At 42.7% G+C, this 12,180-nt stretch carries 16 protein-coding genes; 12 read left to right on the top strand and 4 right to left on the bottom strand.

What is annotated here, in order from left to right; genetic code table 11:
* Positions 1–154 precede the first annotated feature (154 nt).
* Complete coding sequence (locus GSF13_RS04160; protein ID WP_211865285.1) at positions 155–2,899, bottom strand: methyl-accepting chemotaxis protein; 2,745 nt, start codon at positions 2,897–2,899, stop codon at positions 155–157.
* Positions 2,900–3,096: 197 nt separating this feature from the next.
* Here GSF13_RS04160 and GSF13_RS04155 point away from each other — a divergent pair, with 197 nt between their 5' ends.
* Complete coding sequence (locus GSF13_RS04155; protein ID WP_010375669.1) at positions 3,097–3,822, top strand: YebC/PmpR family DNA-binding transcriptional regulator; 726 nt, start codon at positions 3,097–3,099, stop codon at positions 3,820–3,822.
* Positions 3,823–3,892: 70 nt separating this feature from the next.
* Here GSF13_RS04155 and GSF13_RS04150 read toward each other — a convergent pair whose 3' ends face one another.
* A complete protein-coding gene (locus GSF13_RS04150) occupies positions 3,893–4,711 on the bottom strand; it encodes a hypothetical protein (RefSeq protein ID WP_249122637.1) in 819 nt (272 codons plus the stop codon).
* A gap of 173 nt (positions 4,712–4,884) precedes the next feature.
* Here GSF13_RS04150 and GSF13_RS04145 point away from each other — a divergent pair, with 173 nt between their 5' ends.
* The 9 genes from GSF13_RS04145 to GSF13_RS04105 all read left to right on the top strand — a co-directional run bounded on the left by GSF13_RS04145 (position 4,885) and on the right by GSF13_RS04105 (position 8,621).
* Positions 4,885–5,811: a hypothetical protein gene (locus tag GSF13_RS04145; RefSeq protein WP_102058280.1), complete on the top strand. Its 927-nt coding sequence runs from the start codon at positions 4,885–4,887 to the stop codon at positions 5,809–5,811.
* 18 nt (positions 5,812–5,829) lie between these two features.
* The gene (locus tag GSF13_RS04140) at positions 5,830–6,201 is read left to right on the top strand and encodes an SH3 domain-containing protein (RefSeq protein ID WP_211865281.1); all 372 of its coding nucleotides are present in this window, start codon (positions 5,830–5,832) and stop codon (positions 6,199–6,201) included.
* 573 nt (positions 6,202–6,774) lie between these two features.
* Positions 6,775–6,996 (top strand): calmodulin, encoded by a 222-nt coding sequence (locus GSF13_RS04135; RefSeq protein WP_010375679.1) that lies wholly within the window; start codon positions 6,775–6,777, stop codon positions 6,994–6,996.
* A gap of 59 nt (positions 6,997–7,055) precedes the next feature.
* On the top strand, positions 7,056–7,277 hold the full coding sequence (locus GSF13_RS04130; protein ID WP_010603892.1) for an EF-hand domain-containing protein: 222 nt from the start codon (positions 7,056–7,058) through the stop codon (positions 7,275–7,277).
* A gap of 73 nt (positions 7,278–7,350) precedes the next feature.
* Positions 7,351–7,572 (top strand): EF-hand domain-containing protein, encoded by a 222-nt coding sequence (locus GSF13_RS04125; RefSeq protein WP_010603891.1) that lies wholly within the window; start codon positions 7,351–7,353, stop codon positions 7,570–7,572.
* 68 nt (positions 7,573–7,640) lie between these two features.
* Positions 7,641–7,862, top strand: coding sequence for a calmodulin (locus GSF13_RS04120; protein WP_017218753.1), 222 nt, complete (start codon positions 7,641–7,643; stop codon positions 7,860–7,862).
* Positions 7,863–7,912: 50 nt separating this feature from the next.
* Entirely contained in the window at positions 7,913–8,134 is a 222-nt protein-coding gene (locus GSF13_RS04115) for an EF-hand domain-containing protein (protein WP_010375683.1), read from the top strand.
* 49 nt (positions 8,135–8,183) lie between these two features.
* On the top strand, positions 8,184–8,405 hold the full coding sequence (locus GSF13_RS04110) for a crotonobetainyl-CoA--carnitine CoA-transferase (RefSeq protein WP_010375684.1): 222 nt from the start codon (positions 8,184–8,186) through the stop codon (positions 8,403–8,405).
* A 9-nt stretch (positions 8,406–8,414) separates the two neighbouring features.
* Positions 8,415–8,621 carry an EF-hand domain-containing protein gene (locus GSF13_RS04105; RefSeq protein WP_010375685.1) on the top strand — a complete coding sequence of 69 codons (207 nt, stop codon included), beginning with the start codon at positions 8,415–8,417 and terminating at the stop codon, positions 8,619–8,621.
* 103 nt (positions 8,622–8,724) lie between these two features.
* Here GSF13_RS04105 and GSF13_RS04100 read toward each other — a convergent pair whose 3' ends face one another.
* Both GSF13_RS04100 and GSF13_RS04095 read right to left on the bottom strand, forming a co-directional pair.
* Complete coding sequence (locus tag GSF13_RS04100; RefSeq protein WP_010603889.1) at positions 8,725–9,240, bottom strand: hypothetical protein; 516 nt, start codon at positions 9,238–9,240, stop codon at positions 8,725–8,727.
* 87 nt (positions 9,241–9,327) lie between these two features.
* Positions 9,328–9,771, bottom strand: coding sequence for a GNAT family N-acetyltransferase (locus GSF13_RS04095; RefSeq protein ID WP_211865278.1), 444 nt, complete (start codon positions 9,769–9,771; stop codon positions 9,328–9,330).
* Between the two features lie 166 nt (positions 9,772–9,937).
* Here GSF13_RS04095 and GSF13_RS04090 point away from each other — a divergent pair, with 166 nt between their 5' ends.
* Both GSF13_RS04090 and GSF13_RS04085 read left to right on the top strand, forming a co-directional pair.
* Positions 9,938–10,969 carry a nitronate monooxygenase gene (locus tag GSF13_RS04090; protein WP_211865276.1) on the top strand — a complete coding sequence of 344 codons (1,032 nt, stop codon included), beginning with the start codon at positions 9,938–9,940 and terminating at the stop codon, positions 10,967–10,969.
* 157 nt (positions 10,970–11,126) lie between these two features.
* Positions 11,127–12,089, top strand: a complete 963-nt coding sequence (locus GSF13_RS04085; protein WP_206471768.1) for a phosphatidylinositol transfer protein — start codon at positions 11,127–11,129, stop codon at positions 12,087–12,089.
* The last annotated feature ends 91 nt before the right edge of the window (positions 12,090–12,180 follow it).

The following is a 12,180-nucleotide window of genomic DNA, read 5'->3' as shown; positions in this document are numbered from 1 at the left end:
CTTTTGTTTAATAAAACAGTCCAAATGGGTAAAGCGATAAACAAAAGGAAGATTGGCCAGCGGGACGAGCATAACATACCCGATGCATGAAGGGTACAACGGGTATATTCAGATAAATTACTTGTATGTGGTTGTGTAGATAGTGCGCCCTTAACTATTCATCTAGTTGAAAAAATGCAACCTGATCGGTAAGTAGTTTGGCTTGATTTTCCATATTTCTACCTGAACGAGATGTTGTTTCAACCAGAGTAACGTTCTGCTGAGTAATATTATCCATTTGCGCGATGGTGGTGGAAACCGCAGCTATCCCTTCAGCTTGCTCTTTCCCAGCGTTATCTATGTCAGCCACCATTTTGCTCACCTCGGCAATTGATTGCATTAGCTCATCGAAAGTCGTGCCAGACTCGTATACAAGTTTGCTGCCTTGCGCCACAGCATCAACGCTATTTTTGATCAATGCTTTGATTTCACGTGCCGCTGATGCACTACGTTGAGCAAGGTTTCTTACCTCTCCGGCAACCACGGCAAATCCGCGTCCAGCCTCACCAGCCCGGGCTGCTTCAACGGAAGCATTGAGTGCTAAGAGGTTGGTTTGGAAAGCGATTTCGTCAATGACACTGATAATGTCAGAGATTTTCGTGCTGTAAGATTCGATTTTACCTACTGCGGTAATGGCATCATCAATCGATGCTTTACCTGAGTGTGCTTTTTCTCTAACAATAGTCGCTTTCTCTGCGGCATTGCTTGCGCTACTCGCATTCTTTTTAACCGTAGCGGTAAGCTCTTCCATAGTAGCGGCGGTTTCTTCTAAGCTCGCCGCTTGATTTTCAATGCGGCTATTGAGTTCTTCGTTGTTATTCGCGATTTGTTTAGCTACATCAAACACTTGCTCTGCACCGTTGTTTATGGTGTTAACTAAATCACTTAATTTGTCGAATAATCCGTTCATCGCTTGTTGCAGCACCGAGAACTCGCCACCTAAGCGGTGGGTGATCCTATGTCTTAAATCACCTTGTTCCATTGCCAAGATAGCATCTTTAATATGTTCAACCGCTTGTTTTTGTTCTGTGATATCCGTTGCATATTTAACGACTTTAAAGGGGCGGCCTTGTTGATCGAGGATAGGGTTATAAGACGCTTGGATCCATACCTCTCGACCTTGTTTTGCCAACCTTAAGTATTGTCCTGAGTCGAACTCACCTCGGTTGAGCTTTTGCCAAAATTGCTGGTATTCAGAGCTAGTGGCTTGTTCGTGTGTAGCAAAAATACGGTGATGTTTACCTTTGATTTCGTCAAGTGAGTACCCCATCGTATCTAGGAATGACTCATTGGCCCATAAAATAGTACCATCCATTGCAAACTCAATGACGGCTTGTGACTTACGAATGGCTTGAAGCTGACCATCAAAATCAGCAGCAGTGGCCTTTTGCTCGGTAATGTCCGTTGCGAACTTAACGACTTTTATCGGCTTGCCTTGCTCGTCTAAAATTGGGTTGTAGGTGGCACTAATCCAGATTGCTTTGCCACCTTTGCCGAAACGGTGAAACTCTCCGGCTTCAAATTGGCCCTGTTTTAAACGCTGCCAGAATGCTTTGTATTCACTGCTTTGCGCGTAAAAGCTGTCGACGAACATGCTGTGATGCTTGCCAATGATTTCTTCTTTCTTGTAGCCCATAACAGACAGGAAATTTTCATTTGCTTTTAAAATATTACCTTGCAAATCAAACTCGATAACAGCTTGCGAGCGATTGATGGCTTTGAGTTGTCCGGCAAAGTCGAAAGACGCCAGTTTTGCTTGAGTAATATCGGAGGCATATTTGACGATTTTGTCCAACTGGCCATTTTCGTCATAGATGGGGGTATAGGTTGCTTGGATCCACAGAATGTTTCCTGATTTGGTTAGGCGTTTAAACTCACCTGATTGATGTTTACCTTGTCGTAAAGCGTGCCAAAAGTCTTGATATTCGCTGCTCTCAGCTTCTTCTTGTGCCACAAAGAGTCGATGGTGTTGACCTTGTATTTCACTTAATGTGTAACCAACCGCATTTAAAAATAGCCTGTTTGCAGTCTTTACGTTGCCGTAAGGGTCAAACTCAATAACGGCTTGAGTTTGTTTGATGGCATCAACTTGCCCTTGAAAGTCAGCGGCTTTTGATTTTTGTGCGGTGATATCTGAGGCATATTTTACGACTTTGATAGGTCTATTGTGTTCATCAAAAATTGGATTATAAGTGGCTTGGATCCATATCGTTTTACCTGATTTTGTTTGCCTTGCGAATTCACCTTCAAAAAATTCGCCATTATTTAAGCGTTGCCAAAATGCTTGATATTCCTCACTGGCTGCGTAGTCATCCTTAACAAACAGACTGTGATGCTTGTCTTGTATTTCTTCTAAGCTGTATCCCATAACGGACAAAAAGTTGTCATTCGCGCTCAGCACTTTACCGTGCATGTCGAACTCAATAATCGCAAAGGACGCTGATAAAGCTTGTAAATTTGCACTCATGTTGGCAATGTTGGTGAGGTAATGACCGATGTCAGTCGCAATAACTAAAATTCTGCCTTCTTGAGTACGTGATAGCTCCAGTAACAACTTCTTCGGTTTGTTGTCATTCGCTGTATTGAAAGAGAGCTCAACCTTTGCATGTGCTTGCTGCTCAAGTTTAGCGAGTCCACGCTTAAGTACGGCGGCATCTTCTGAGGTGTGACATATAAAAGCGAGTGACTTCAGCTCGTGGGTAACTGGGTATTCGAGTAAACGGTTAAAGGCTGGACTAACCTGAAAAATATCTGTTTGATAATCCACTTCTAAGTAAGGGGTTGTTGCCTTAAAGTGTTGAAATAGCGCTGTATCTTGTCCATCTTGCTTTTTTGCTTTTCCCAAGCCAAACGTAATCATATATAAGCCACCCGTAGCGGTAAATTTTAACAATATTAACTATAGTAAAGTTGCTTAGGTCCGCCACAAAATAGCCGCAAAACAAGCATATAATCGTGCGACTTAAAGCAAATTACCATCACGGATAATAAGGGTATAGCCGTAACTCAAATGTCTTGGTAAAATCTTCGCCAATTTTTATAAAAACGAGCATTAAGATGGGCAGAGCATTTGAAGTCCGCAAAAACGCCATGGCAAAAACGGCGGCGGCAAAAACAAAAGTAAACTCAAAATACGGAAAAGAGATTTACGTTGTTGCTAAAAATGGCGGCGCAGATCCTGAAACGAACTTGTCACTACGTCGTTTAATCGACAAGGCAAAGAAAGATCAAGTTCCTGCACACGTTATTGATAAAGCAATCGAAAAAGCGGCAGGCGGTGCAGGTGAAGATTACACGCCAGCGCGTTACGAGGGTTACGGTCCAGGCAACAGCATGATCATCGTTGACTGTTTAACAGACAACATGAACCGTACTATCAAAGATGTTCGCTTACCGTTTACCAAAACTGGTTCAAACTTAGGTAACCCAGGTTGTGTGGCGCATATGTTTGACCACTTTGCAATCTTAGGATTTGCAGGTGATGACGACGAGTCAGTTTTGGAAGCGCTAATGATGGCTGATGTTGATGTTACTGACGTAGAAGTTGAAGACGGCCAAGTTTCTGTTTTCGCACCTCACACTGAATACTTCAAGGCGAAAACTGCACTGACAGAAGCGTTTGAGGGGATCACGTTTGAGGTAGACGAAATCACTTGGGTGCCGCAAACTCACGTAGAAATTGAAGATCCAGAAGCAATCGAGACATTCGAAAAGCTAATCAATATGCTTGAAGATGTGGATGACGTACAAAACGTTTACCACAATGCGATTGTCAAAAGATAAGCCGCTTATCGATATAGCGCGGCATATTGCGCAAATAGTTAAGGCCGACATCGTTCGGCCTTTTTATTGCCTATGCTTTACACCTCGCGACATTAGTTTTTATCATGGCAACAGGAAACAATAATAGTAGCGTTTGCGAACCAATATAGATGACCCAATTAACGTGCCTTGCAATAGGAAAGTAGCCATCCCCTTGGTTTGCGAACAGCCAAAATTGACCGATAATAGCATCCGCTAGCATGGCTAGGATAAAGCCGCTGGCAACTGCGTAGTTGGTTTTTTCGTTGAGTTTAAGGTTTTGAAAAATAAGCCAAAAACCAATAACACCGAGCAAGGTCACTAATAAGCTATAACTTGCGCTCAACAGCAGGGAGTATTGGCTTATGGTGGGTAGGTACATCATTTTATAGCTAAGCGACGATAACGTAATAGACACCACAACCAACACGGTCGCGGTTGCTAATGTTAATGCAAATTCCCGCCTTAAAAATCGAATAAGCAGTCCAAGTAAAAGCCCATAGCCAAGGGCAAAAAACCAAATGGAGTCGATCAAGTAGTCATGCCTTATGGTTTGATCTTGGCGATGATAAAGCTCAAAGAAATTGAAGTTGACGATATCTCCGCAAGTACATAAGAGCAGGGCTATCCAACAGAGTTTTATGTCTTTGTGCAAACTGCTGGGACTAGCAGCCAAGCTTGTTTGGCGAACATGCCACCCTAATCGCAGCACAAGAAGTAGTGCGGCTGATGGTAAAATCCATTGAAATAAGGCTTGGTGACTTTGCCAAAGTGGGCTGCTGCCAAGCAAAGACGTCACGGTCGCAATGCCAAGTAAAAGCAATGTGATAGGTTTATAGTGGACGGTTTGCAGTATATTATTCACGGTCATTCCTTGTTGGCAATCATGGCAAGCTGTTTGGGGGCTCGTTTCTGCCACCTTAAGCAAAGTGTAATAATTATCCGCGTAATTGCCTCTTGCTGTATCAATTTACAGTACAATCATTTACAGTATTTGTCTTGCAGATCTATTACATTGCTACTTTTTATAAGGGTAACTCGTTCATGTCTAATCTTAAACTCAATATAGCGCTTTCATGCTCAGTTCTTGCATTGGCTTTTTCTGGGTTTAATGTCATTCAAACCAAATTAGCAACCTCTCCTGTGGCAACGCACGTGTATCAGAGTCCTACTCAACAGCCTCACTATAATGCAACTCAGTATACGCAGGGCACTCAGATTTCAACTGACGAGTCTGAACAAATTGCTCAGTTAATGGCTCGGATCAATAAACTTGAAACGAGGTTACAGGCGTTGTCGATGGAAAAGTCTGATTTACTTTCTGAGCAAGCGCCGGATGAGTTTGAGTCTTTAATCTTCTCTTTGATAGAAAAGCGTGAACAGCAGAAAATCGATGAGATGAAAGCAGAAAACCCGATTTATGGCTTTTATGAAGACTTACCCGAAGACTACGAAATGCGGATCAAAACTGATCCTGAGTACGCAAGTCAAATCAGTAACGATTTAAAACAGAAAATTCTAAATAACAGTTTACCGGCGGCAGAACGTTTAGCGGCAATGAGTCAGCTGCAAATGAACATGTTTATGCTAAATCGCAATGAATTAGAGCAATATGATTATCAAGCAGTAGAATCTATCCTCAATATGACGCATAACATGAGTGATGAAAAGTTGAGGCTACAAGCGCTTGAGCTCGTGTCGCGTACACCTATCGTTGATGAGCGTTTATCACAGTCATTCGTGAAAATGCTAGAGCAAGAGCCTAATGATTACGTGAAAAGTCTCGCAGCAGAAGGATTGATGTCACAGTACTTCCAGTCAGGCGCTGATCCAAAGCAGCAACAAAGGATCGCACAAGATTTGCTGTCTCTCTACGAAAATGCATCGGATCCTAAGGTTAAAGCCATCCTCAAAAACTTGATGGGCGATGAGCGTATGCTAGAAGAGCTAAAGCGCCAGTCTAATGGCTGACGTACATGGAGTTAAAACTTGGAAAATAAGCAGTTAGATATCGAATACGAAGTAATCAAGGAACATATCAATGAATTTCCGACCCCCATCACGTTTAAACAAGGTGCGAGATTGACCGTTGGTGAAGAATATGAGGGCGAGGAGGGGTGGGACAATTGGTTTTTCTGTGAAACTGAGGAGCAAGTGTCTGGTTGGGTACCTGCTCAAGTGTTTCGCTTAGTCAATCCCAAACAAGGTGTTGCATTAATGGACTATACCGCTCAGGAACTATCGGTAGTTCAAGGTGAACACCTGTTGGGGCATAACCAACTCAATGGTTGGATGTGGTGCTCAAGTAAAAAGTCAGAGCTGCAAGGTTGGGTACCGCTTCGTAATCTAACACCAATCTAGCGGATGTTGCTTTTTAGCAACACCTCTCTTTTTTCTCTGCTACTTTTTTAAAATACTTCTGTTTTTCGTCAGTTTCCTGCTCACTCCGTCACTTTTATAGCAATTGCTTTGGGATGAAAACCTATTTTAATGTGTTGATTTTTAATTCTTTTTATTTGTTTTCTGATTTTTTAGGAAAGATAAGGAAAAATTTTCGATATTTTTATAAAAATTTTTTCTGGCGACTCTGCTCAATACCGAATGTGAATGATTGTCGCATGAAACTTAACCGCTTTGGGCTGCACTTACACCCTAATTTTTTAAGGTGTTGCTTTTATGCGACAGTTTAACTTATTGAAAATAAATAAGTTTTAATTTTATCTCGACATCTCCTGTTGCTAAATGGCAACAATCTCACTGAATCCATCCTTAATGAAAATTCATCTTTGTTTTTAACTTGTTGATTTTTATATTCTTTTAAACTTTGGCATCAAAGTTGGAATAGTTATCTCGAAAGCAAAAAACATTCGCTTCAACACAAACCAACGTAGAGAAGCAGAAACGACAAGTTTAGAAATATGAGAGGAACTGATTATGAAAACTTTAGCAATCGCACTATCAGCAGCTGTACTTTCTTTCGCATCAGTAGGTGCTCACGCAAACTCTGAGTTTGATAAATACGATGTTGATGGAGATGGTTACATCTCACTAGGCGAATCAAAAGCAAATCCAAATTTGATGGCGCAGTTTAAAGACCTTGACGCCGACCAAGACGGCCAATTAAGCCAGTCTGAGTTTGATAACTTTGAAGGCTAGTCACAAGCCGACGACATAATAGCAGAGTTTAAAATATACCCCAATTTAAGGAAAAGATTATGAAAAATGTATTAGCAGCACTATCTATCGCAGGTTTATCAATGGTTTCAGCATCAGCACTAGCTGGTGGCGATTTTGAAAAATTGGATACTGATGGCAACGGTTCAATCAGTGTAGCAGAAGCAAGTGTGAGCGCTTCATTAACTGAGCAGTTTGCAGATCTAGACACTAACGCAGATGGTGAGCTAAGTAAGTCTGAATACGCAAATTACGAAGGCTAATTTAGCACTGAGTTTAACAATGGGTTAGGCCACGTGCCTGACTCAAAAAATAACACAATTGAAGGATTAGATTATGAAAAACGTACTAGCAGCACTATCTATCGCAGGTCTATCAATGGTTTCAGCATCAGCACTCGCTGGTGGCGATTTTGAAAAACTAGATACTGATGGCAACGGTTCAATCAGTGTAACTGAAGCAAGCGTGAGCACTTCGTTAACTGAGCAGTTTGCAGACTTAGACACTAATGCCGATGGTGAGCTAAGCAAATCTGAGTACGCGAACTACGAAGGTTAATCGCTAGGTGGGCGTAGCGCCCACTGCCTTTAACACCATTACGAAAACGACAGAAGGATTGGACTATCATGAAAAACGTATTAGCAGCACTTTCAATTGCAGGTTTAACATTCGCTTCAGCTTCTGCATTAGCTGGTGAAGATTTCACTAAATATGATACTGACGGTAACGGCACTATCAGCATGACTGAGGCAAAAGTAAATCAGTCCCTTGCAGAGCAATTTACGCAACTAGACAGTAATGCCGACGGTGAGTTAAGCGAGTCTGAATTCGCAAATTACCAAGGCTAATCAAGCCGTCCAAAAGCAAATCATATTTAGGAAATTTTAGGAGCAGAATGATGAAAAATGTACTTATCGCACTATCAATCACAGGTCTAACATTGGCTTCAGCAAATACTATTGCTGGTGAAGATTTCGCAAGCTATGACACAGATGGCAACGGTGCTATTAGCATGAGCGAAGCAAAAGTAAATACAGCGCTTATCGAACAGTTTAAAGACTTAGATGTAAACGCTGACGGAGAACTAAACGAAACTGAGTTCTCTAACTTTAAAGGTTAATTTGCGACTAGAGCCGCAATGAGAGACGGGCATAGTGAGGAGAATGGCTATGAAACTTAGAACGGTATGTGCAACGACCATAGGTGTATTGGTGAGTACGATGGCACTGGCAGCAACCTTGTCATTTCAAGATGTAGACAAGGATAAAGACGGGCAGATCAGCCAGCAAGAAGCATCAGTATCATCAACACTACTTGGTCAGTTCGAGAAGCTAGATGCAGACAAAAATGGTCAGCTAAGTGCTTCTGAATTCTCTAACTTTAAAGGCTAGGAGGTCACAATGAAAAAGTTAGCAACAGCAATTACAGCCGCCACAGTACTTTTTGCCGGCTCAGCAATGGCAGCAGAATTTAACGATTTTGACTTAGACAAAGATGGTTTTATTTCTAAAAGTGAAGCGTCACTGTCAGAATCTCTTGCTTCAATCTTTGATAAGCTCGACAGCGACGGAGATGGCAAACTGTCTGAGAAAGAATTTAATCAGTAAGCAAGTGGCAATCCAAAGCGCCACGCCTCCCCAAGCTCGACTTTGTGGTCGGGCTTTTTTATTTCGAGCTACTAGACAGCTTAAGGTGTAGATAGGGAATAGATTAACTTAATTCATTGATCCAACGAAGCTCGCGGATCCATTTCTGCATTTTAGGAAAGCCTTGCTTTGGGCAAGTCATATCCCACGCACTGAGTAATGGGTAGCCGAATCCGTTTCCTTCCTTAAAAGCAATTACGAAGCTAGCGCTAGCGCCTTTATAGCCATCCTTATGTAATACGACCTCTAGAGGCAATCCAATATATTGGATGGCGGCAACCGACCAAGCAATGGCGGCCATTTCTTCGCCTTGCATGGCTTGTTTCTCTCGGCCATTTTTTAAGCCATTTTTATACACATCTTCATGAAGTTGGCCGCGGAATATTGGCTCGCATACGGCGATATGGCCAGCTTCGTGCAATATATCACCTGGATATCGCAATTTCTCATTATCAATATAGAGCGTGCCCATTACCGTTTTTAGACCCGGTAAAAACGTATTTTCCTCGACTTCATGAAATCGAAAAGGTAGCTGGATTTCGGTGAGAAAATCACAAATGCGTTTAGTATGCTCGTGCATGGTAATTCCTTTAATTGGCCAACTTACATTTTTAAGTGAGTTTAACCTAATGTTTCATTTGCGCAAATTACCATAAATTACAATTTATTATAGAGGTAGCTTGATCACCGCTAGCATCTCACCATCGTCTTCATTGATTCCAATTTCTTGAAAGCCAAAACTTGCGTAAAATGGTTTGGCAACGGGGTTACTTGGTACATAACAGATTTCTATGGTGGCAAGGTTTGGTGTCTGCTTGATTTCTTCGAGTGCGAGGGTGAGCGCTTTACGCCCAATCCCTTGTTGCTGAAATTGCTGATCAACCATAAAGCGCCAAATGGAGATGTGCTCTATACTCTCTTGTACCCACATTAGCATCCCAACAGCTTCATCATCTTGATAAATTGCGCGTGTGGTATAGCCATCATTAAATTTTGATTCCACGATGGAAAACATGTTGCAGGCTACCAAATCTTGCTGCTCAGGGCTGACATCTAAATCGCAAATGGCTTCGTAGTTTTGTTTATCAATGGCTCTTAGAGAGATATTCATCACGGCGTCCTTGTATTGTTATAGAAACACTATTTCAAATATGGTTGTTTTGGCAAGAGAAAGTTTGCTTTATTAGCCGCACAATCATTGACCGTTAAGCGCTTCTTCCCCACACTGGAAAGCACCTTCGGCTTTATGTCGTTTTGCCTAAAACAAGGACCTTGTGATGCAGCTTACCACATTACTCAATATCTCCATTCCTATGATCCAAGCGCCAATGGCAGGCGTGCAAAATTGGCGCTTAGCGGTTGCAGCGACCAATGCCGGAATACTCGGTTCAATCCCTTGTGGGATGCTGAGTAAAGAGCAGGTCATTGTAGAAATTGAGCATTTTAAAGCATATGCTTCAGGCCCATATAACCTTAACTTTTTTTGCCATGAGATGCCGGAGCCTGACCCTTATCAGCAAGATAAGTGGAAGAAAAAGCTGGCTTCATATTACGATGAGCTTGAGTTAACACCTACTGATGAAATGGGGATCTTAAGACGCCCATTTGATAGGGAAATGGCTGAGGTCATTGCGCCTTATAAACCTCCCGTGATCAGTTTTCATTTTGGGCTTCCTGATACTGAACTGGTCGAGCTCGTAAAATCGTGGGGGACGACTATTTTGTCTTCCGCAACGACCTTGGAAGAGGGAATATGGTTAGCTGAAAATGGTGCAGACATTGTGATAGCGCAAGGGATTGAAGCGGGTGGGCACAGGGCAACCTTCACCGAGACAAAACTTGAGTCTCAACTGCATACTCGACAATTGGTAACTATCCTTAGTGATGCGCTATCTGTGCCTGTAGTGGCTGCCGGGGGGATTGCTTCTCATCATGATGTTACTATGATGCACGAATTGGGTGCCTGTGGAACACAAATCGGCACTTGCTTCTTACTGTGTGATGAAGCAAGCACCTCTTTGGTACATCGTGATGCACTTAAATCACTGGCTGAGCCGTCTGCCGTGACCAATGTGTTTTCTGGTCGCCCTGCCCGTGGGATTGAAAATCGGCTAATGATAGATCTTAACTTCATTAACGAAGACGTACCGACTTTTCCATATGCATCAGCTGCTTTGACGCCATTGCGCGCTGCTGCTGAAAAGCAAGGATGCGGCGATTTTAGCCCCCTTTGGGCAGGCGTTAACCGCCAAGGTTGCATGGAAGTCAGTACACAAGAGATGGTAGAACATCTATGGAATGTTAAATAAAACATTTAAGTTAACAAATTTGACACATTTCGAGTTTATGCTCTAGCGTTTTATGACAAGGCCAACTCTGTTGTGCCTTGCTCTTTGTTACCTACGTAAGTCGATTATTTGCTTGGGTGACGTATTCGTTATGACAATAATAAACACGGAGTCGTGCATGAGACATTCTATTTTAACCGCAGCGTTATTTGCCTCTTTTTCATCACTGGCAACCCCTACTTGCCCAAGTATTACCGCATTAGAAACCCATTATGCTGCACCTAATATGGTCAAGCGTAGCTTTTCTAGCTCGTTTAACAAATACTTATCTTGGTTGCCGAGTTACCATATGGTGCACGATCAAGTAACCGCTGCCGGTGCTACAACTCAGATCACTGCTAAATTTGACTACGGTAGCATCACTCATAAAGACTTGGAATTCGAGTCGGTGGAGTTTTACTACCGTGCTGAGTCGGACACAAATTGGCAGTATCTTGGTGAGCAAACCACCAATGGCGATGGCAAGGCGTTTATCACCTTGCCCGAGTTATCGGCAGGGCAGTATCGTATATACGCAGGCGTACCAGCTGATGGCACCGGTGCACAAGGTTATGTCACGGTTGTTGAGCCAGGTACTCAAGCGGTCCTGTTTGACATCGATGGCACATTAACCGAATCCGATGCCGAGCAAATAGGCGACTATACAGGAATAGATCATGCCGACCCCAAAGATGGCGCCTATGATTTAGTTCGTCACTATCTTGATTTGGGCTATCAGCCCGTATTCTTAACAGCCAGAGTGTATTGGTATGCTAAAGGGACGCGCGGTTGGTTAAATTGGATGGGCTTACCGCAAGGCTTTCTACGCACATCACTCAGTAATGAAACCAGTTTGTTTAAAACAGCAGAATATAAAACTGCGGAGATTAATCGCTTAAAGGCGCAGGGCATTGATGTCGTTCGTGCTTATGGTAATGCCAAAACAGATGCTGAAGCCTTTATCAAAGCGGGGATCCCAGCTTCAGAGGCGTTTACTATTGGCTCTGATGCCGGCTATTACGGTACCACAGCTATTACCGGCAATAGTTACCAAGTGCATTTAGGTGAGCTCACAACTTATCCTCATGCTGACTGCTTGTAGACCTTACCCTCGATTGAATCTAATTTTTAGAAATTCGCGAAAGGAGCCGTATTTTGGCTTCTTTTGGGGGTACCCTGTGCGTGCTAACCTC

Origin of the sequence: Pseudoalteromonas sp. M8, from assembly GCF_018141365.1 — a bacterium.
In the GTDB taxonomy this organism is placed as follows: Bacteria; Pseudomonadota; Gammaproteobacteria; order Enterobacterales; family Alteromonadaceae; genus Pseudoalteromonas.
This window is presented reverse-complemented; position numbering and strand designations above follow the sequence as displayed.